The sequence below is a fragment of the Flavobacteriales bacterium genome, assembly GCA_016124845.1.
GTDB lineage: Bacteria > Bacteroidota > Bacteroidia > UBA10329 > UBA10329 > UBA10329.
Genome location: WGMW01000040.1, coordinates 57,368 through 77,325, shown reverse-complemented (window position 1 = coordinate 77,325; position 19,958 = coordinate 57,368). Strand labels below are relative to the sequence as shown.

The window sequence follows — 19,958 nt, the reverse complement described above, 5'->3', positions numbered from 1 at the left end:
TGCTGAACTTGTTTCAGCATCTTGGGTTTAGTTTCTGAAATAAATCCAGAATGACTGATAAGAGAGAAGTATCTGTTTTTTGGTTCAGGCGCGATCTGCGATTGGATGACAACGCAGGATTGTATCACGCCTTGCGCTCAGGAAATCCCGTCTTACCCATTTTCATTTTCGATCAGCACATTCTCTCCAAACTGGAAGACAAAGCAGACAGGCGTGTTGATTTCATTCATCGAATGCTGGAAGAGCTCAAATCGCGACTAAAGGCGTTGGGTTCCGATTTGCTGGTATTTCACGGAAGTCCGTTGGAGGTTTACAAGAAGTTGCTTTCGGCATATTCGGTCAAAGCGGTTTTCACCAATCACGATTATGAGCCTTACGCGCAAGAACGTGACAGGCAAATTGCTGAATTGCTGAATGAAAACAGAGCGGGTTTCCACACCTCAAAGGACCAATGCATTTTCGAAAAAGATGAGGTGCTGAAGGATGACGGAAAGCCATACACGGTTTACACGCCATATTCCAAGAAGTGGAAAGAGAAGGTGAATGCATTTTACCTGAGTTCATATCCAACGGAGAAGTATTTCGACAACTTTTTGAAGTTCGAAGCAGCCCATTTCCCAAGTTTAGAAGAAATCGGTTTTCTGAAAACTTATGTTGATGTTCCTTCTTCAGAAGTGGAATTGGACATCATCAAGAATTACCACAACACACGGGATATTCCGAGCATCCATGGAACATCACGATTAAGTGTTCATCTGCGGTTCGGAACCATTAGCATCAGAAAACTGGCGCGAATGGCACAGGAGACCAACGGCAAATTCTTGAACGAACTCATTTGGCGGGATTTCTACATGATGATCCTGTGGCATTTTCCGCATGTGGTCGGTGGTGCGTTCAAACCGCAATACGACCAAATAGCGTGGGAGCGAAATGAAAAACACTTCGAAGCCTGGTGCAAAGGCGAAACGGGTTATCCGATCGTGGATGCTGGCATGCGTGAACTGAATGAAACAGGTTGGATGCACAATCGCGTTCGGATGGTGGTGGCCAGTTTCCTTACCAAACATCTGTTGCTGGACTGGCGTTGGGGCGAAGCTTATTTCGCCAAGAAACTATTGGATTTTGAGCTATCAAGCAACAATGGAGGGTGGCAATGGGCGGCAGGTTCAGGTTGCGATGCTGCTCCGTATTTCCGCGTGTTCAATCCTGATCTGCAAACGCAGAAGTTCGATCCGCAGTTGAAATACATCCAAAAGTGGGTGCCAGAATTTCAAGAACTGACATATCCCAAACCTATTATCGAGCACAAGTTTGCTCGTGAACGTGCGCTTGACCGTTACAAAATCGCGCTCAAATAAAAAGCCCGATTCGCCTGAGGCGAACCGAGCTTCGTGTGATCAAAAACGGTTGAGGTTATTTTACCTCGAAAGAGGATTTACTGGTGTAAACGCCATTCTCGCGCACAACAGCTATATATTCGCCTTTCTCCAAACCAGCTACGCTGATCTTGTTCAAGCCCAACCCAAGTGTGTTCTCCAGCACAATTTCACCGATGGAATTGAAAATGGAAACGGTTACGGACGTTCCAGCCAATTGGTCATCAACCTGAATGCTGAGCATATTGGTTTTTACCTCAGAATAGATGATGACCGATTTCTCTGAATTAGGTTCACCTATAACGTTATTTGCATGACTTCCGAACGCTACGGAAGAAATCATGAGAATACCGAAAAACTGCTTCATAAATTGGGGACGCATGTTGGTTTGTTTGATGCCGCGAATGTAGGATCCGTGTGCTACTCCGTTTGTCGGAATGTTGCATCTTTATCAACAATTGAATGTTCAATTCTGTATTCAAAACTTGTTGTTACGTGAATCACGCAGCATCTGTGAGAAATCCTGATTCGCACTCCAGTTCCACCTCGATGGCGGTCGGTGGCAGGTACTTTTCCTTGACAATATTGGAGATGGTCAATCGATACACCTTTCCTTCCAATTCGAGTTGTTGCACGCGTCTTGCCAACGAACTGCTCAACACGCCCAGAAAGTAGGATCCATATTTCACTGTGTACATCAAATGGCGGGAATCTGAACCCGAAACCGAATGCAGTTGAAGAATGCAGCCTTTTCGCAAGTGATGATAGACATACGGAACTTCGCTTTTATCCATAGCACCAAGCCACGCGCGGTGCTGAACCAATAACGGATTTGTACTCAGGTTTTCGGTGGTGAAGTATGTGTGTTTAGACAGCATGACGGTAAGTTTCAAGAGGGTTTGTAACAGCTTTTTCCAGTTTCTGAGTTGGTTTGGACAAGGCGCGTAACCACATCCTGATACCGTCAATTTTTCGGGTATCATTGATCTGGATCTCACGGGTTGCGTCTGCCAGCGAATTCTGAATCAGAAGTTTCATATCCTGATGGATGAAAAGTGGTTTCAACTGAAGCCATTCATCGGCAGTTTCATGCCAGACCGAACGGTTCAGAACGCCTTCGCTTGATGTGTAATCGGTGAATGACTTCCAGAGGTCTCGCTCCGAGAAGAACACATTGAAATCGTTGTTTTCACAAATGGGGCGTGAGAAATCTTCCAGATCACTTTCCTCCAGAAAAAGAACGCTTCCATCATTGTTCCAAGTGCGGTAAACCAATCTTCGGAAACCATCTTTGGCTACTTCCAGAACAAGTTCTTTTGTGTTGTTTTTGCTGCTTTTCATAACGTGTTGTTTTGATTACGTCAGCAAACCAACAGCAGCACATCGTAAACTATTTACGGAGTGAAAATTTGTTGCAATTCCTTTCGCAGCATAGGCAGAACTGATTCAAACATTAGATTTGTTCTCCATTCCCCCAATTCACTAAAAAAAATAGAGTTACATGGCAGATTTTGTTTGGTATCAGCATTACACAGGAGGCGTTCCGAAAGAGATAAACCCTGACAGTTATCCCAACATCGTTGCAGCATTTGAAGAGAGCTGCGATAAGTTCGGGGATAAGGTGGCTTTTGAGAACATGGGTGTTCCGATGACCTTCAACCAACTGAAGCGAAAGGCGCACAATTTTGCTGCTTGGATTCAGAACAATACCGACCTGAAACCAGGTGATAAGATCGCCATTCAGATGCCGAACCTGCTTCAATACCCCGTTTGTATTTACGGTTCTTTCTTGGCTGGATTGGTTGTGGTGAATGTCAACCCGCTTTACACATCGCGCGAAATGGAGCATCAGTTGAATGATGCAGGCGCCAAAGCACTTGTGATCGTTGCCAACTTTTGTGCTGAATTGCAAGAATGTTTGCACAAGACAACGGTGAAGCATGTCATCGTAACGCAGATTCCAGACCTCTTTCCGCAGCCAAAGCAGTTTATTGTGAATCTGGTGCTGAAGCACGTGAAGAAAATGGTGCCGCCTTACAGCATAAAGAACACGATCGATTTCCGTGAGTTGGTGAAAGACCGAGGTCTGAAAGTGAAGCCAGTTGAGATCAAGAACACAGATACCGCTTTCCTTCAGTATACTGGTGGAACAACGGGTGTTTCGAAAGGAGCCGTGCTTTCGCATCGTAATGTGATTGCAAACATGGAGCAGATGAAAGGCTGGATGGGAAATGTGCTTGAAGAAGGCAAGGAGATTATCGTTACGCCTTTGCCGATGTATCACATCTTCTCCTTGACGGTGAACTGTCTTTCTTTCATCTGTTTGGGAGGAAAGAACGTTTTGATCACGAATCCTCGTGACATTCCAGCTTTCGTGAAAGAGCTTGGCAAACACAAGTGGACGGTGATGACAGGTGTGAACACACTCTTCAACGGCCTGTTAAACAATGAAGAGTTCAAACAACTGGATTTCAGCTCGGTAAAAGCTGTCATCGGTGGTGCCATGGCCATTCAGAAAGCAGTTGCGGAGAAATGGCGTGATGTAACTGGAAACCTGTTGGTGGAAGGGTACGGATTGACAGAAAGTTCGCCTGTAGCTTCGGCCAACCCACTGGATGGGCGCGCTCGCATCGGAACCATTGGCGTGCCAGTTCCTTCAACAGAAATGAAATTGTGTGATGAGGATGGGAATGAAGTCCCAGTTGGTGAGCGTGGCGAGATCAACATCAAAGGGCCGCAAGTGATGCAAGGCTACTATAACCGTCCTGAGGAAACTGCCAATGTCATTAAGGACGGTTGGTTGCGTACAGGTGACGTGGCCGTGATGAGTGAAGATGGATTCTTCACCATCGTTGACCGTATCAAGGACATGATCCTTGTTTCAGGATTCAATGTCTATCCGAACGAAGTAGAAGACGTGGTTGCCTCGCATCCAAAGGTGCTGGAAGTAGCGGCAGTTGGTGTTCCAGATGAAAAATCGACCGAGGCGGTTAAGATCTTTGTGGTGAAGAAAGACCAATCGCTGACTGTAGAGGAGTTGAAAGCTTACTGCCACGAAGAACTGACAGGTTACAAGCGTCCGAAGCACATCGAGTTCAGAGATGAGCTTCCGAAGACAAACGTTGGTAAGATTCTGCGTAGAGCACTTCGCGATGAAGAAAAGGCGAAGCAACCTGCCTGATCTTAGGATGATGCCGTAAAATGAAAAGGGCCGCAATTTGCGGCCCTTTTTAGTGATGTCTTTTGCAGGATTATCGAACCACTTGAACCTTGGCAGCTTCTGGACCTTTCAATCCAGGTTGCATTTCAAAGGTTACCAAGTTGTTCTCCTTGATTTCTTCCAAAGTGTTGTTCACGTGAACGAAAATACTTTCGCCAGAGTCAGCATCTTTTATGAAACCGTAGCCTTTTTCGCTATTGAAGAATGAAACCACGCCCTTGCGAACGGTAGGTTCATCCTCTTCCGTCTTTTTGGGAATTCCGAGCTCAATATCTTCGGCTTTGATCTCCTGCTTTTTTGCAGTTGGATCCGGTGGTGTGTCAACGATCATTCCGTTCTCGTCAACGTAGGCAATCATGTCGTCAAAGCTGCTTTTCCCTTCTTCCTTTCTTGCCAATCTGGCCTCTTCCTTCTCTTTACGCTTCTTCGCTTTTTTCTTTTCCCGTTCTTTTTTTCCGAATGTTTCTTGAGATCTACCCATAGATATTAATCTGCTTGTTTTAATTGCGTTTGGTGCATGAAAACCGAGGGATCACAGGCTAAGCACACAAACTGAAGGCGCACTCGGGGAGCAATATCGATGGCCGCTGAACACCAAATAAACTCAACGGCAGCGAGACAAAGATACCAAATATGAGACGGAAAGCTATTTTCCAGCTTTTTCGAAATCCTTGACACTATCGAACTGAGGCTTGATGACCCAGTTGCCAGTTTTGTCAATAAAACCCCATTTGTCGCCTTGCTTCGCGGCAGCATAACCATTTTTGAAATCACGTACAGCTTCAAACTGAGGTTCAATGGCCCAAGCACCTGTTGCTGAAATAAAGCCTACCAGTCCACCGACCTTTGCATAGGCCAATCCGTCTTCAAAATTGCCATAGGAGTCAGCACTTGCCGCGTCAACAACAGTACCTTTCTTGTCAATAAATTTCCATTGGTCATTTTCTTTGACGCGTGTACATGCCGTGCTATACGAACCGTCCTTTGCCGCATCGTATATCGGTTCGATAACCCAGTTGCCAGATGGGTCTATGAAACCGATCTTCCCGCTTTCGGTTTTAGCCCAGGCCTTTCCGTGGACAAAATAACCGACACTTTTAAACTTCGCTTCGACCACTAATTTCCCCGTAGTATTCACAAATCCATAATTGTCGCCAACTTTTACTGGAGCAAGTCCTTCCTGAAAATGTTTGGCATCCTCCACGTTTTCCTGTATCGGTTGCTCAGTTCCCACTTTGTCAATTATCAGCCATTTATCCTTCGATTTTACCAGCGCGTAACCGTTATCGAAAACCGTAGCATCGTCATATTTGGCGGCAACGGACAGATGACCTTTTTTGTCCAAGTATCCCCACTTCCTATCAATTTCCACCATGGCCATGTTATCGACAAATCCCACGGTGCCAAAACCAAAAATGTTCTTCAGTTTGAAATCTTTCACATCCGTTTCCAATCTATTGTTCTTGGTGTCAATAAAGTAGAACTGCTTCGACTTTTTGTCATAGATGGCAGCCAGACCATCGCTGGAAAAGGCATTGCAATTCCTGTATTGGGCGGGGATGATAAAATCGCCTTTCGGATTGATGTATCCCCATTCGTCCGAATCGACAGGTTTGGCTTGGGCCAAGAGTTCCTGCGAGAATACGTTTACTGAAACTGTGAGGCAGAGAATGGACGTAAGTAGTGCTTTCATGATCAATGGTTTGCAGGCGAATTTAGGGTTTGTATAAGAACAGACGGTTACGGGTTCAGTTCAACCATTACAATTTTCCCTTCCTGAGATACGAGGTCGAGTTGAAGACCACCGATAAATCTGTCGCCTTCTGGACTGAACGAGCCGAGCCCAGCCCAAACCGCATGCCCCATATCCTGTTCGTTATCAGGGTTGTTGAAATAGGTGAGGCGATGCTTATTACTTCCATCCGCGTTCATCATCCACCAATCACTTCCACCGTATTGTGCGTCCTTGTTCGTCATCCAAACTATCTGCGAACCATCTGGCGTGTAGAACGCATGTTCGTTATAATCCTTGTCGGTCAGTTTGATGAATTCGCCAGATATCGGATCAAGGGTGTAGATGCGTTGGTCCCAGGTACTTGCCTGATTCACACTGCTGCAAAGGATCAGTTTGCTGCCATCAGGACTGAACCCGTAGCATTCGTAAAATGCGCTTCCATCAGGTTCAAAGGTTCGGATGTTGGAGATGGACGGAATGCTGTCCTCGCTCCAGTTCAGCTCGGCCAGTTTAATGCGCCAATACCCGAAGGTTTCTGGCGGCCACAATGGGTTTGGAGATGATTTACGGTCCGTCCAAACGATCTGCGTTCCATCAGGCGAAAAGCGCGAAGCGATGACACCGTGGTCGTAATCGTTCGGAATGTCGATGATCTTGTGGGTTTTCTGTCCGTTTTTGCTGATGAGCCACACATCTGTGTAAGCGCCAAATCCAGGCAAAGCATCTGTGCTTGAACCAGAATGATCCGCTTTTTCAACCTCGATCATCAACCATTCTCCCGAAGGATGCCAACTGGCCGAACCGATATGTCTGTTGGGAAGGTCGGGATGATCGCAGGTCAGGCAGGTATCATTCGAACCATCAGGCAACGCCAAATGAATATCGTAGTAGCCGTCTGCGCCTTTTGATGAATAGGCGATCAAATTGCTTCCCGACCTGTCCCAATCAACGGCCAAGCCGCTTTCGCGGAAAGTGGAAACAGTTGTTGTAAGAACGATGGGGTCTTTCTGGCAGGAAGACAGAAGAAGTATCACGGTGAGAATTGCAAGAAGACGCATATCAGTCGAGTAGATGGTTCGGTTCCAGCACTTCCACATTATCCCCAAACGAACGAATGGTCGCCTTCAACTCATAGCTTGGAATCACCTTCAGTTGAACGGTCAAGCCATCAGCATTTTCCTTGATGATCTTCTGCGTTGGATGAAGCGGTTGCGCCTTCACATAACGGCCTTCCTGTGGTGCAAACTTCAAAACAACCTTCTCAGGTTTACCGCCTGCTGTAATGCCGAAACTGTACTTGAAAAGCGTTTCAGGGTCAAAGTTCTTATCAACTGTAAAGTAGTTCTCGCGAATGGACAGGTCGGAGATGCGGTCAAGGCCAAATGTTTTCACTTTTCCAGCTTCGGCATCTTTTCCTATCACGTACCAACGGTTGCGGTATTCCTTCAAAAGATAAGGATGCAGCACGCGCTCGGTTTCGCTTTCATCCAAGAATGAAAGATAGCGGAATCGCACCTCGCGGGTTTCTTTGATGGCTTGTAGCAACAGCGGCAGATGTTCCGTTCCCTTGGCAACAGGCGTGTTCTCAAACTGCACGAAGCGTTCAATTGCTTCGTCTTGCATTTCTGGCGAAATGTTCAGTCGGTCGAATATCTTCTGAATGGCCGCCCCGAACTGATCGAAAATCGATAGGTCTTTGAACTGGAAAAGGGTAGTGGCCGCAAAGCGGATGGCCTCCTTGTCCTCATCGCTCAGACTGATTTCTTTGATGGTGTAATTCGGGTCTTCGTAGTAGTAGCCTTTCTCAAGTTTTGAATACGCAATGGGCGCGTAGTAGCCGAGTTCGCTCTCGTTCTTCATCGCCCACATATCCTTCTCAATGGTACTGATGGAAACGCGCTCGCCCGAACTGCCATAAAGCGCCTGTTCACAAGCGTATTGCAAATCTTCCTTGGTCGGAAACTTACGGCCTTTGTTGGTCAGGCAATCGTCAATAATGCGGTAGCGGAGTAGGGCGTATTTGTTGGCTGGCATGCAGTAAAATTAAAAGCCCCTCCCGACCTCCCCAAGAGGGAGGAGAGAAAAAGTCTCCCCTTTGGGGGAGATTTAGAGGGGTCTACCACAGCGGGCTCGGATATTTTCCTTCGTCAACGAGTTTTTGGAAGGCGTTCACCACCATCGGACGGTCTTCCTGATACGTTACGCCATACCAACGGTCGTTGCTGGTCAGAATCGGGAATTTGGCATCGCCCGCTTTGATGAGGTTATCGGCCACCAACGGAATGAAGAATTCCGCTTTCGGATTATCGCGGTTCTCCTTCACGAAGTCGATGAACATGTGTCGGCTCACTTCAAAAATGTTCGGGTGGAAACCCCAGAAATTCATGGAAACAACGCTGTCAGGATCCACTTCATGTGCGCCATCTGCATCGTGGTAAACCACTTTTTCACCTTCCCAATGGATCTTGGTACGCTCGTCAACTTGCGACAAGTTATTTCCGCTGTCAGCTACACAAACACCACGACTTACCTGTCCGTGATCGCTCAACGTGTTGCGAAGCACGTAACCGACCATGGTGTACGTGTCTTCGGTGCACTTATTCTTCAAGAAATCGGCCACCTGATGGAAGCCATCCGCACCGTAAAAATCATCTGCATTGATAACCGCGAAAGGCTCGTTCACCACATCCTTGGCAACCAACACGGCATGCATGGTTCCCCAAGGTTTCTCGCGATGCGGAAGATCGGTTACACCTTCAACAGGTGTGTTCACATCCTGATACGCGTACGCGATCTCAATTTTATCCTCGAACTTCCCTGTGAAACGCGCTTTGAAATCATCCGCAAAACTCTCGCGGATAACGAAAACCACTTTGCCAAAACCTGCCTGAATGGCATCGTAGATCGAGTATTCGATGATGGTTTCTCCGTTCGGGCCAAGCGGATCGATCTGCTTGAGACCACCGTAACGGCTGCCCATTCCTGCTGCAAGTATTAGAAGTGTCGGTTTCATGTTCATTGGTTATTTGTCGCGAATATAGAAAGCCCATTTCTTCTGCGGCCTGTTGAGTTGCCGAAGCATTAACGCATGCCTGTTAATACTTCGTTAAGGATGCGCGATGAGCGGCCTCGCAACCGCGTAATTTCCATCATGCAACTCACACTCCTCGATCAGGCCATCATTGCGGCCTTTTTTATCGTTTCGCTCATTATCGGAATTGTTGTTTCGCGCAAGGCCGGAAGCAGTTCAGCAGAGTTTTTCCTTTCGGGAAGAAACATGCCCTGGTGGCTGTTGGGAATTTCGATGGTAGCAACGACCTTCTCGGCAGATACGCCCAATTTGGTAACGGATATCGTTCGTAAGAATGGCGTTTCGGGCAACTGGGTCTGGTGGGCGTTTCTGCTGACAGGAATGCTGACAGTTTTTGTCTATTCCAAGCTGTGGAGGAGGTCTGGCGTACTCACCGATCTGGAGTTCTATGAGATACGTTACGGAGGAAAAAGTGCGGCATTTCTCCGAGGTTTCCGAGCTTTGTACCTCGGTGTTTTCTTCAATGTGATGATCATGGCCACGGTGTGTTTGGCCGCCATCAAGATCGGTGGCGTGATGCTTGGGCTTTCGCCCGAACAAACGCTGTTGATTGCAAGTGTTGTCACGGTTCTTTACAGTTCGATGGGAGGTTTGCGTGGCGTTCTGATCACCGATTTCTTTCAGTTCATTTTGGCGATGGTCGGAACGGTTTGGGCAGCGAATGTGATGCTCGACCTGCCGCAGGTTAACGGATTGGAAAACCTGTTGGCGCATCAGGAAGTAGCTTCATTGACCAATTTTCTTCCAGACTTCTCTGATACCGAAGCATTGATTCCATTGCTCATTATTCCGTTGGCGGTGCAGTGGTGGAGCGTTTGGTACCCAGGTGCGGAACCAGGTGGTGGCGGATACATTGCGCAGCGAATGTTGGCCGCAAAAGATGAACAGAACGCGATGGGCGCAACCTTGCTTTTCAATATTGCGCATTACGCTTTGCGACCTTGGCCTTGGATCATCATCGCCTTGTGTTCGGTCATAGTTTTTCCTGACCTGAAAAGTATTTCCAATGCTTTCCCGAATGTTGACATAGGAATAATAAATGATGACATCGCTTATCCCGCCATGCTCACTTTACTGCCTACCGGATTGCTTGGGCTGGTGATCGCTTCTATCATTGCGGCATTCATGAGTACCATTTCAACCCACCTGAATTGGGGCAGTTCGTATGTGGTCAACGATTTCTACCAGCGTTTTGTGAAGCCTGATGCTTCCGAAAAGGAACTGGTGATGGTGGGTCGCATAACTACGGTACTTCTAATGGCGTTCGCAGCTTTGTTCGCCTTGGTCTTGAATAACGCTTTGCAGGCGTTTGAAATTCTGCTGCAAGTTGGAGCTGGCACGGGTCTTATCTTCATCCTGCGCTGGTTCTGGTGGCGCATCAATGCGTGGACGGAGATCAGCGGGATGGTGATCTCATTCCTTGTGGCCATCTTCTTCCATATTATTAATCCGAAATTTGAACTTATTGAGATTGCCGCACATTGGAATTTGGTGATCGGTGTTGCAATTACCACCATTGGTTGGTTGGCCGTTACCTTTCTAACGCAGTCCGAAACAGAAGAAACGTTGAAAGGCTTCTGCGCCAAGGTCAATCCGACAATCGGTTGGAAGAACTATCGTTCCGAAGGAATGACAGTTTCCGGAAATCTGCCTTTGCAAATTCTTGGGATGTTCCTCGGTTGTGTAGTGGTTTACACCGCACTTTTCTCCGCTGGCTCTTTCATCTACGGAAATATGATGCTTGGCATAGGGTTGGCAACCGTTTCGATACTTTCTGTAGCGATTCTTGTTTCCTTCTGGAGAAGGTTCTAAAACAAAAGCCCAAACCATAGCGGCTTGGGCTTTTGAAACACAAATTGTTCGTAGTTCTACCTCGCTACGATCACCTGTCTTAGCACATTCAATTCGTCATTGTGGAAACGGATAGAATACAATCCGTTCTCAACTCCTTGAAGGTCGATCACACTATTGTTCTTCACATTTGAACTGGTGTAGATCGTTTGTCCCATCATGTTGAACACGTTCACTTCCATCGGACTTTCCACATTCGAGATCATTCTGAACTCACCGTTGCTTGGGTTAGGGTAGAGTAGAAGCACGATTTCTTTTGCCGTTGCGTCCTCAATTCCAACGGTCATCACATTGTAGCAAGATGATGTGTCGGAACAGGCGTTCTGCGTCACTACTAATGCATAGTTTCCAGTAGTTGAAGGAACGAATGTCTGATCCGTTGCATTGGCGATAGGCGAGAAATTGTCATCGCAATCAACCCACTGATACGTTGCACCTGCAAGAACCGCGGCCAATTGGTTTCCATTCTGAACAACAGATGTGTCTGGAAGGTCATTCACCGTTACCATCACCGAATCCATGTTCGAGCAAAGCGTGGTGTTGTTCACTCCAACAACAGTAAAGTAGCCCGATTGTGTTGGTGCGAAAGCGACACCGTCTGTCACATTATTGTTCCACGTGTAGCTGTCAGCACCGCTTCCTGAAAGTGTGATCTGCTCTCCTGCACAAACCGTTTGCGAAGTAGCATTTGCAACAACTGTTGGTAATGCGTTGATGGTGATATCCGTTGCGTTTTCCATTCCCGTTGTTGGAGAGGCTGTTGAATTCACGCGCACGCGGTAGCCACTTCCTTGAGCCGTATTTGCTGGGAACGTAATCGTGATCGCTCCGGGCGTAGCTCCGTTCAATGTGCCAATGTCAGTCGGAGAAGTGAAATCTCCGCTGGCATCCGAAAGTTGAGCGGTGAACACATTTGCACCTGTAAAACTTCCAATCGCATTGAATGTAATGGATGTAGAATCGCCAGCACAGAATTCCAAGGTTGCAAGGTCGGTTGTCACAATTTCAACACATGGATCAGGTTGCAAAGCCAACACGCCTACGTTATCGGTAATGGTTCCGGCCACATTGGCCACTTCACCAACTGCTCCATCTGTGCCAGCAACCCCTGCTGGTGTTCCTGCACCTCCTGTTCCAACAACACCGGCTGTTCCTCCGCTAAAATTGGAACCTGTTCGGTTGATGGTGGAGTTGACTCCGTAAATGCCGTAAGCAGAGCCTGCGGCTCCACCGCCACCGCCACCGCTGTTGCCGCCATCGCCACCGTTGCCGCCATTTCCGCCATCTCCAGTTCCTGGTCCGTAACCGCCTTGACCACCTTGGCCGCCAGCTGTGCCTTGTCCGCTTTCGCCACCGGCACCTGCAATACCGCCCGAGCCAAGAAGGAAGGAACAATCAATGGCCGAGCAAGTGGAGTTCACAAGAAAAAGCGCAGCACTATTGCCACCGGATTGGCCACCGGTACCAACCGTAGAAGCGGCAATGCCGCCAGATCCACCGCCACCGCCACCGGCTCCATAAGAATCGGTTCCGCTGTCGCAGCCGCCTGAGCCACCGCCACCGCCACCTCCGGTGCCATTATCGCCCAAAGTGCCTGGGTCAGCTGTTGTGGCAATCCAAAAATCTCCATTCAATGTAGCCGAAGACGTTGCACCCGTGCCGCCTGTGCCATGAACGGTTTTGCCGTTCTGCCCGGGGCTTCCATTGCTGCATGTACCGCCACCGCCACCTCGGTAACCGTAACTATTGGTCTGAAAATCCGTGGCGTTCGATCCGGCAACGCCATCCGTTGCGTTCAAGCTGGGAGGAAAGCTGCAATCGCTGTCCATGTGTCCGCCACGGCCTCCGTTTCCTCCTTTCGTGTTCGCATAGCCAGGAGTTGTCGCGCCTGTACCACCGCTTCCTGCGCTACTGTCGTTGCAGGAGGTGTTGTATTCGTCACCATCGCCTCCATTTGTGCCATTCACGGCAACCACGGTAGCATCGGTTCCCCCAGTTCCAGAATCACCTTGTGAACCTGTTCCACCATGAATGGTCACGCGCTGGAATACCAACCCCGTACTGTTGGAAATATGCATTCCGTAAGAACTTCTACCGGCAATGGTAGCGTTGGGCGCGGTTATTTCCAGATCGGAAAGCACAGTGGTCGAATTGACATTGCTGGCCTTGACAGTATAAACCTCGCTGTTGTTGTCAAGTCCTCCTTCAATTTCGGTGAGTCCCACCAGATTCCATTGAGAATCAAATCCGCCCCAGAGGCTGATTCCATCGGCTATCTCCACAATTTCCGCGTAAGGGTTTGTGGTAATTGCAATGCGGACGTCAGAATAACCTTCGGTTCCAGCCCTCTGAATACCATAGTTGATGGTGGCACACGGAGAACCTTCGCCTCCGCAGGAAGCATCATCGGTTCCGTTGTCTCCATCTACGTGGATGATGAATGAGCAGCTCTGCTGCGAATACACCGCTGAGGTAAACACAACGGAAAGAAGGAAGGGAAGGAATGGGGTCAGTTTTTTCATGGTAAATTTTAATGGGTGCGAATATGCGAGTTTGAGCCGAGTGCTATGTGATGGAAATCATAAGGAATTCTCCATTGTCAGATACATTACATAGAAAAGGGGCTATTCTCCGGGATGATATACCCGCTCGGCATTCTTTTCCAATGTTGCTCTGTCCATTGGAACTTGCTTGTATTCGTGGTCGGTGAAGAGTTTCATCTGGTCGGTGTAATGCGAACTCTCTGGCCGAGAACTTGCACCGAACGCATTGATGCTGCGGATGTTCACGCCATCTTTCCCGAACCGCGCTATCTGAATGTAACCATCGCCACCCGTTACCTTATAGATTCCATTCTTCTTGTCGTGCAGTTTGGTGTCGCTGGCGCGTGGAACTTCGCGAAGACCGTTGGCCGGGAAACTGACATCTCCTCTTACAAGACGTTGAACTTCTCCGAGAGGAACATCCAATGTTCCGTGCGTTTTCAGTAGCAATTTCTTCGCTTTGCGGATGGCGTCCACGGCCATTTCCTCCGAAAGCGGTTCCTGCCGAACCATCAGCAGCGCAAAAGGTGCATCAATGGCTTGGCGGAGAAACTCGTGCGTGACCATGGCCAAGGCCGCATCCATGTTATCGGCATTGCCCGCTTTGTCCCAATGTTTCAGTTTTTGGATGGCATCGGCAATGTCTGGATATTTCGTTTCGTCCAAGTTGTACATGGCTGCGAATTTGTGCTCGTAAATTCCATTCGGGTGATACTTCATGTCGAATTTGATGCGCTTCAGGTCGGCTTCCGTAAATGATCCTTCATGGCTTTTCATCAGGTAGCCGAAACGCTCGCCTCGGTTGTACTCAAACGTCTGAAGTCCAGGGAAATACTCATTCCAATTGCAACTGTCGCCTGTGCAATGGAGCGGTGTGTTATTGGCGTTGTAAACAAAACCGCATTCGGGATTTTCCACGTGTGGCAGCTGCTCATAATCAAGGATCTCCGTCCATTTGTAATCAGATGTATTGGCCGTGATAGGATAGGTCCAATTGAGCTTTGGATTGCGCTTGGGCATTTTTCCGCCAGAGTGCAGCATGATGTTTCCGTCCTTATCTGCATACACCGTATTGAAGAGTGGAACCGCTTGCATTTTCATCGCCTCGGTAAACTCCCCAAAGTTTTGGGCCTTGTTCATTCGGAACCATTGTTCGGTTGCCCGAATGTCGTTGTATGCAGGGAATCGGAATCCCCACGAACCGTACTTGTTCTCGAAAACGGGGCCGTAAGTACACCATTTCACCTTGCGAGAGACAGGAATCCTCATTCCCGCCACTTTCACTTTCAACTTCACTTTTCGGATGTAGAAATCCTTCCACTCACCATCATATTTATATTGGTTCTTGTTTTTCGGGTTGATCTCCAATTTATAGATGTCGCCAAACTGGTGGTAGTTGAAGGTGTGCCCCCAGCCAAGGTTCTGGTTCGAGCCGACAAAAACGGTGGTGCCACCAGGAAAAAGTCCTCCGATGCAATCCCAACCTTCATCACTTACCACGTGCGCTTCGTACCATGCAAATCGTCCCTCGATCGGCTGATGCGAATTGACCAATAAATAAGGAAGTCCGTCATCCATTTTTTCGGATGCAACTGCCAATGCATTGGAGCCTGTTCCGGTATGTGCTTCATTGGAACCGAGGAATTCTTCCACGCGGTTCTCATTCACCGCTTTCAACGCCATGCCCAAACCTGCCATCAGCGAAACGCTCAGCGTAGAACTTTTTACGAGGTCTTTCGCTTCCACAGGGAAGAGTTTTTTATGAAGGACCTCTTTCGGATGCTTGGCCGCAAAATCATTCAAACCCTGTGCATAGGCTTGCAGCGTGGCTCTGAATTCGGGCGACAGGTCTTTTTCGAACCGCGCTTCCACCAGCGAGTCGATGTTCAGCAACCTCAGACCGAAATCGAAAAGCACGCCTTCCTTTCCGGTCACTTCTCCCAACCTACCTTGCCCGGCCAGCACCGCCAACTGGATGTCGTGAAAGTTGTCTTCAGAATGTGCATACGCAAGACCATAAGCGGCATCGGCATCGGTCTTCCCGAAAATGTGCGGCACTCCGAACGGGTCGCGCACAATGGTCACATCTTTCGGGTCGATGGTCTGTGAAAAGGCAATTTGCCATACGCTAAGGGCGTAAAGGCATAGCAGAAATCGTGAGAACATTTGAACTGGAATTGAGAATGAGCCGTGAAAATACAATTCGTAGTTCAGGCCACGAACTTGTAGCCGACACTCCTAACAGAAAGAAAATGTTTGGGGTCTTTGGGATCTTTCTCAAAGTACTTTCGGAAGGCGAGAATGTAGTTGTCGATGGTGCGGGTGGAAGGGAACACATCATAGCCCCAGACCGTTTCCAATATCGTTTCGCGCGAGAGGACCTCGTTTCTCCGATCGACAAAAAGGCGCAGCAGCTTCATCTCCCTTTTGGAAAGCTGATGTTCGTTCCCGTCAATGTCTTTGATGGTGAACGAACTGAAATCGATCTTGCAGTTGCCGAAACTGAACGTGTCTACAGACTTGTTGAACTCGGTCGCTCCACGCTTCAGTAATGCCTGAACACGGAGTAGAAATTCATCCAAGTTGAACGGTTTGGTGAGGTAATCATCTCCACCGATCTTCAAACCGAACACGCGGTCTTCTGCCGAACTTTTTGCGGTGAGAAACAGGATAGGAACTTTGGTGTTTTCCAGTCGAATGGTTTGGCAGATGGTAAAACCGTCCACTTCGGGAAGCATCACATCCAGAATCACCAGGTCGAACCGCTTACGGGCAAATTCCTCCAAGGCGGTTTTGCCGTTGTTCACGGCAGAAACCTCATAGCCTTCCAATTCCAAGTTCAGTTTAATGATATCTTGGAGGCTTTCCTCGTCCTCAACCAGCAGAATCCGTTTGTTCATAGCTATCTTGCCCACGAATTTAACGGTAATTCCGCCCAACAGATGAGCCAGCGACTTTTCGGAAGTTCTTTACCCCAATTCGGGTATGCACTTTTTGTGGCTGCGTTGTTTCTGCTGGTTCGCGGTTACCAGTTCAATACAGACGATCAGGCAGAACACTTGCCTCAGATCTATCAGCAGTTGGACCCACAACTCTACCCGAACGATTATTTCGTCAATGCTTCCAATTCGGTTTTCACCATCCGTTTCTACTACGAGAAATTGGTTCTTTTTGTAGCCGAGACCATCGGTTTGGAATGGGGACTTTTCGTTCTCACGTTCTGTTGCATTGGATTGATGGCGTATTCGCTTTCGCGCATAGCGGAAAAATGGTTCCATGACCGTTGGGCAGCGCTACTTGCTCCAGTTTTTGCCATGATGGTGTTCTACAATTTCACCGTTGGTGGAAACCACGTGATGTACAGTAGCTTTATTTCCAGCACGGTGGCCAAAGGAATTTCCTCCTTCGCGCTTTTACAGTTCATTTTGAACAGGAAGCTTCTTGCGGGAATTATTCTTGGTGTCGCCACGCTGTTCCAACCGCTTGTTGGGTTGCAACTGTTCTTGCTTTTGGGCGGGATAGAACTTCTTTCAAGAAGAGACATTGGGAATACTGTAAGGTTCTCCATTCCCTATCTGTTGTTGGCAGCATTGATATTGATCCCAACGTTTCAACGTCAGTTCGGTGAGGCGTCCGATTTCGACAAGGAATTCTACTACACCATATTATACAGGTTTAGAAATCACCATCATTTCCTGCCAATTCTGTTTCCGATAACGCATTACATCAAGTTTGCGGGATTGTTGGTTTTGGGGTTGATGAGCTACTACGTCACCAAGCCACGCGACAACCGGTTTTACCTGTCGTTGGTGGTTTTGGCAATTTTTGGAATGGCCGTTTATGCCATCGGTCTGGAAGGTCTGCACATTTATTCCGTTGGCAAAACACAATGGTTCAAGACCACGATATGGGTGGAAGCGTTCAGTTCCATCATGGTGGCGGGTTTGATAGGGCAACTATTGTCCGGGCTTCTGCCGTTGTTCAGGTTCAGAAGAATCCTTGGTCCTGTCTCTTTATCGCTTTGTCTCTTAGTTCTAATAGCGATCACCAATTCGAAATATCTTCCTGAACGGTTTCAGCACAAGTACATGATCGGTAATCGTGTTTATTCTGATCTGGAGAAGATGCATTTCTGGATCGCGGAGAACACACCCAAGGATGTTTCAGTTCTTGTTTCACCCGATGACAATGCTTTTTCATGTCAGGCCAAGCGGAGCATGCCCATTCATTATCAGGCCATTGTGCATGAGCCATTTTTCATGTTGCCTTGGTACGAGGATTACAAGGAGATCTATGGTGTTTCCATTGAAAATTTGGAGGGAATTGATGCACGGGCTCATGCCGTAAAGCTCTATCGGACCCGCAACTACCGAGGTTCGGCCAAACACATCGATTACCGTTTGGACGATCTGGAAACGTGTGAGTTCAACGATGAACTCGGCCCTGTGATCCATCAGGAAGGAAAGTGGGTGTTGACCCGATTCCGGGCTGCCGAATAATTGGCAATTACGTAAATCCGCGTACGCAGAAACATGGGAGACTTCCGTGTTTTGTTCCAGTAACCAATTATTCTAAACCCCAAAAAATTCAACATGAAAACTTTGAGCGAAACATTCAAGTGGGCGCGGTTTCTGGTTTTGGCCGGTGCTGTTTCCTTTGCCGTTGCATCGTGCAACACAAAAAAAGACGATACCAGCACGCCTTCCGATCCTGCAAGCGATCCTCCAACACCTACAGTTGGTGAAGGTTATGGAACATTATCGGCCGTAAAAACGGTTACCACGATCGATCCAGGATTCGGGCTGCCAACTCAGGAGATAGAGCTTGGAATTGCTGCGGCAGCTTTTTTCAATGGCACCGATTACAGCACGTTTGTGAATGCCGGTTCGGTCTCTGCCGAAGGTGAGTCGCTGACTCAGTACGAGAACAATTCCTATGCTTACACTCCCTCGCAGACCAATCCGTCTGGAATCGATTTCGGCTCCACAGCATCATGGGATGTCGGTGGCGCGGGCGATATTCCCGCCTTCACGCACACAACAAGCATCGGTTTTCCAACACTTGGAACCATTTCAAGTGCAACCACCGTCCCTGCCACCGGAAATTATACGTTATCGGTCTCCAATGTGACTGGTGCTGATTCGGTGTATTTCATGCTCGGAGGTGTGGTGCATGTGGAAGCAGGAAACGCCACTTCGAGCACATTTACAGAGGCAGAGATAGATGGCATGGGCTCAGGATCCAATTTTGCGCAGGTGGCTCCTTACAAGATTGAAGCTGCCACAAAATCTGGCAAGCAGTTTTTCTTCGTAACGGAAAAAGTTAAAACCCAATCGGTTACCATCGAATAATTGGTTGCGGTATAATGTGGGTGAGGTCGGTTCCTTCGGGGATCGGCCTTTTTTGTTCAGGAAATTTCAATCTCATTAAACCTGTTGACAATTCTGTAACGCTTGATTGATTCCGATAATATTAATTTGGCGGACGATGCAAGCAGCAGAACTCTATATCCGCAACATGGTAAGCAGCCGCTGCATTGTGGCGGTGCGCCAGATGCTTAAGCAATTGGACATGACCGAAGTGGAGCGTATTTCGCTTGGCCGTGCAGTTGTAGGTTATGATGATGACCGACAGTTGGCCCAGTTCATTGATGCGCTTCCATCCATCGGTTTCTCGCTGGTGGAAGATGACGGACAGAAGACCGTGGAGATGATCAAGGCGGCTGCCATTGAGCTTTTTTACCACGGGAATAACGCCAATTCGCTTATCCGAAATTCCGACCACTTGAGTGAACGTACCGGAATGCCTTATCATCAGCTCAGCCGGGTTTTCTCGGAACAGACGAACACCACGCTGGAGAAGTACATCATCCTTCTGAAGATCGAGCGTGTGAAGGAACTTTTGAGTTATAAAGACCTATCGCTCAGTGAAATATCATACCAAATGGGATACAGTAGTGTGCAGTATCTCAGTAACCAGTTCAAGCAGGTAACGGGTGTTACTCCCAAACAGTTTAAAGAAGGTAAAGGTGGGGGTCGGATTCCGCTGGATAGACTTGTCTAAAACCTTTCCGGTTGAATAGGGTAGAAGCGCTTCGAATGTTACACAAGGAACTATTAATACTGTAAAAGGCGGCCCGAAC

At 48.0% G+C, this 19,958-nt stretch carries 17 protein-coding genes and 1 pseudogene; 7 read left to right on the top strand and 11 right to left on the bottom strand.

The window, feature by feature from the left end; translation table 11 throughout:
• The first annotated feature begins 50 nt into the window (after positions 1 to 50).
• Complete coding sequence (locus GC178_14750; protein ID MBI1288824.1) at positions 51 to 1,358, top strand: deoxyribodipyrimidine photo-lyase; 1,308 nt, start codon at positions 51 to 53, stop codon at positions 1,356 to 1,358.
• A 55-nt stretch (positions 1,359 to 1,413) separates the two neighbouring features.
• Here GC178_14750 and GC178_14745 read toward each other — a convergent pair whose 3' ends face one another.
• The 3 genes from GC178_14745 to GC178_14735 all read right to left on the bottom strand — a co-directional run bounded on the left by GC178_14745 (position 1,414) and on the right by GC178_14735 (position 2,717).
• On the bottom strand, positions 1,414 to 1,758 hold the full coding sequence (locus GC178_14745) for a hypothetical protein (GenBank protein MBI1288823.1): 345 nt from the start codon (positions 1,756 to 1,758) through the stop codon (positions 1,414 to 1,416).
• Between the two features lie 118 nt (positions 1,759 to 1,876).
• Entirely contained in the window at positions 1,877 to 2,254 is a 378-nt protein-coding gene (locus GC178_14740; GenBank protein MBI1288822.1) for a hypothetical protein, read from the bottom strand.
• A complete protein-coding gene (locus tag GC178_14735; protein MBI1288821.1) occupies positions 2,244 to 2,717 on the bottom strand; it encodes a hypothetical protein in 474 nt (157 codons plus the stop codon). Before GC178_14735 ends, GC178_14740 begins: the two co-directional genes overlap by 11 nt.
• Positions 2,718 to 2,877: 160 nt before the next feature.
• Here GC178_14735 and GC178_14730 point away from each other — a divergent pair, with 160 nt between their 5' ends.
• Positions 2,878 to 4,557, top strand: coding sequence for an AMP-binding protein (locus tag GC178_14730; GenBank protein MBI1288820.1), 1,680 nt, complete (start codon positions 2,878 to 2,880; stop codon positions 4,555 to 4,557).
• A 70-nt stretch (positions 4,558 to 4,627) separates the two neighbouring features.
• On the opposite strand, the gene GC178_14725 is transcribed toward GC178_14730, so the two are convergent.
• The 5 genes from GC178_14725 to GC178_14705 all read right to left on the bottom strand — a co-directional run bounded on the left by GC178_14725 (position 4,628) and on the right by GC178_14705 (position 9,344).
• Complete coding sequence (locus GC178_14725) at positions 4,628 to 5,077, bottom strand: cold shock domain-containing protein (GenBank protein ID MBI1288819.1); 450 nt, start codon at positions 5,075 to 5,077, stop codon at positions 4,628 to 4,630.
• Positions 5,078 to 5,242: 165 nt separating this feature from the next.
• Complete coding sequence (locus GC178_14720; GenBank protein ID MBI1288818.1) at positions 5,243 to 6,289, bottom strand: hypothetical protein; 1,047 nt, start codon at positions 6,287 to 6,289, stop codon at positions 5,243 to 5,245.
• 47 nt (positions 6,290 to 6,336) lie between these two features.
• Positions 6,337 to 7,428, bottom strand: coding sequence for a hypothetical protein (locus tag GC178_14715; protein MBI1288817.1), 1,092 nt, complete (start codon positions 7,426 to 7,428; stop codon positions 6,337 to 6,339).
• Positions 7,391 to 8,365, bottom strand: coding sequence for a WYL domain-containing protein (locus GC178_14710; protein MBI1288816.1), 975 nt, complete (start codon positions 8,363 to 8,365; stop codon positions 7,391 to 7,393). Before GC178_14710 ends, GC178_14715 begins: the two co-directional genes overlap by 38 nt.
• An 82-nt stretch (positions 8,366 to 8,447) precedes the next feature.
• Positions 8,448 to 9,344: an NTP transferase domain-containing protein gene (locus GC178_14705; GenBank protein ID MBI1288815.1), complete on the bottom strand. Its 897-nt coding sequence runs from the start codon at positions 9,342 to 9,344 to the stop codon at positions 8,448 to 8,450.
• Between the two features lie 138 nt (positions 9,345 to 9,482).
• Here GC178_14705 and GC178_14700 point away from each other — a divergent pair, with 138 nt between their 5' ends.
• Entirely contained in the window at positions 9,483 to 11,234 is a 1,752-nt protein-coding gene (locus tag GC178_14700) for a Na+:solute symporter (protein ID MBI1288814.1), read from the top strand.
• Between the two features lie 56 nt (positions 11,235 to 11,290).
• On the opposite strand, the gene GC178_14695 is transcribed toward GC178_14700, so the two are convergent.
• Positions 11,291 to 12,013: a T9SS type A sorting domain-containing protein gene (locus GC178_14695; GenBank protein MBI1288813.1), complete on the bottom strand. Its 723-nt coding sequence runs from the start codon at positions 12,011 to 12,013 to the stop codon at positions 11,291 to 11,293.
• Positions 12,014 to 12,746: 733 nt separating this feature from the next.
• On the opposite strand from GC178_14695, the pseudogene GC178_14690 reads away from it, so the two are divergent.
• Positions 12,747 to 12,857 (top strand): annotated as a pseudogene (locus GC178_14690) (RNA-binding protein).
• A 1,040-nt stretch (positions 12,858 to 13,897) separates the two neighbouring features.
• Here the strand turns inward: GC178_14690 and GC178_14685 are convergent.
• Together GC178_14685 and GC178_14680 are read right to left on the bottom strand one after the other, a co-directional pair.
• Positions 13,898 to 15,982 carry an acylase gene (locus tag GC178_14685; protein MBI1288812.1) on the bottom strand — a complete coding sequence of 695 codons (2,085 nt, stop codon included), beginning with the start codon at positions 15,980 to 15,982 and terminating at the stop codon, positions 13,898 to 13,900.
• Positions 15,983 to 16,026: 44 nt separating this feature from the next.
• Positions 16,027 to 16,722 (bottom strand): response regulator, encoded by a 696-nt coding sequence (locus GC178_14680; GenBank protein ID MBI1288811.1) that lies wholly within the window; start codon positions 16,720 to 16,722, stop codon positions 16,027 to 16,029.
• 36 nt (positions 16,723 to 16,758) lie between these two features.
• Between GC178_14680 and GC178_14675 the strand changes: the two genes are divergently transcribed.
• The 3 genes from GC178_14675 (at position 16,759) to GC178_14665 (ending at position 19,879) form a co-directional block, all read left to right on the top strand.
• Complete coding sequence (locus tag GC178_14675) at positions 16,759 to 18,315, top strand: hypothetical protein (GenBank protein ID MBI1288810.1); 1,557 nt, start codon at positions 16,759 to 16,761, stop codon at positions 18,313 to 18,315.
• A gap of 93 nt (positions 18,316 to 18,408) precedes the next feature.
• Positions 18,409 to 19,167 (top strand): hypothetical protein, encoded by a 759-nt coding sequence (locus GC178_14670; protein ID MBI1288809.1) that lies wholly within the window; start codon positions 18,409 to 18,411, stop codon positions 19,165 to 19,167.
• A gap of 136 nt (positions 19,168 to 19,303) precedes the next feature.
• Complete coding sequence (locus tag GC178_14665; protein ID MBI1288808.1) at positions 19,304 to 19,879, top strand: helix-turn-helix domain-containing protein; 576 nt, start codon at positions 19,304 to 19,306, stop codon at positions 19,877 to 19,879.
• Positions 19,880 to 19,958 lie beyond the last annotated feature (79 nt).

What these genes read in the sequence shown, in the direction of transcription:
- GC178_14715 (MBI1288817.1), bottom strand. Translation starts at nt 7,428, where the DNA reads ATGTGGAAGTGCTGGAACCGAACCATCTACTCGACTGATATGCGTCTT.
- GC178_14740 (MBI1288822.1), bottom strand. Translation starts at nt 2,254, where the DNA reads ATGCTGTCTAAACACACATACTTCACCACCGAAAACCTGAGTACAAAT.
- GC178_14695 (MBI1288813.1), bottom strand. Translation starts at nt 12,013, where the DNA reads ATGGAAAACGCAACGGATATCACCATCAACGCATTACCAACAGTTGTT.
- GC178_14675 (MBI1288810.1), top strand. Translation starts at nt 16,759, where the DNA reads ATGAGCCAGCGACTTTTCGGAAGTTCTTTACCCCAATTCGGGTATGCA.
- GC178_14700 (MBI1288814.1), top strand. Translation starts at nt 9,483, where the DNA reads ATGCAACTCACACTCCTCGATCAGGCCATCATTGCGGCCTTTTTTATC.
- GC178_14665 (MBI1288808.1), top strand. Translation starts at nt 19,304, where the DNA reads ATGCAAGCAGCAGAACTCTATATCCGCAACATGGTAAGCAGCCGCTGC.
- GC178_14750 (MBI1288824.1), top strand. Translation starts at nt 51, where the DNA reads ATGACTGATAAGAGAGAAGTATCTGTTTTTTGGTTCAGGCGCGATCTG.
- GC178_14710 (MBI1288816.1), bottom strand. Translation starts at nt 8,365, where the DNA reads ATGCCAGCCAACAAATACGCCCTACTCCGCTACCGCATTATTGACGAT.
- GC178_14735 (MBI1288821.1), bottom strand. Translation starts at nt 2,717, where the DNA reads ATGAAAAGCAGCAAAAACAACACAAAAGAACTTGTTCTGGAAGTAGCC.
- GC178_14670 (MBI1288809.1), top strand. Translation starts at nt 18,409, where the DNA reads ATGAAAACTTTGAGCGAAACATTCAAGTGGGCGCGGTTTCTGGTTTTG.
- GC178_14745 (MBI1288823.1), bottom strand. Translation starts at nt 1,758, where the DNA reads ATGCGTCCCCAATTTATGAAGCAGTTTTTCGGTATTCTCATGATTTCT.
- GC178_14730 (MBI1288820.1), top strand. Translation starts at nt 2,878, where the DNA reads ATGGCAGATTTTGTTTGGTATCAGCATTACACAGGAGGCGTTCCGAAA.
- GC178_14685 (MBI1288812.1), bottom strand. Translation starts at nt 15,982, where the DNA reads ATGTTCTCACGATTTCTGCTATGCCTTTACGCCCTTAGCGTATGGCAA.
- GC178_14720 (MBI1288818.1), bottom strand. Translation starts at nt 6,289, where the DNA reads ATGAAAGCACTACTTACGTCCATTCTCTGCCTCACAGTTTCAGTAAAC.
- GC178_14725 (MBI1288819.1), bottom strand. Translation starts at nt 5,077, where the DNA reads ATGGGTAGATCTCAAGAAACATTCGGAAAAAAAGAACGGGAAAAGAAA.
- GC178_14705 (MBI1288815.1), bottom strand. Translation starts at nt 9,344, where the DNA reads ATGAAACCGACACTTCTAATACTTGCAGCAGGAATGGGCAGCCGTTAC.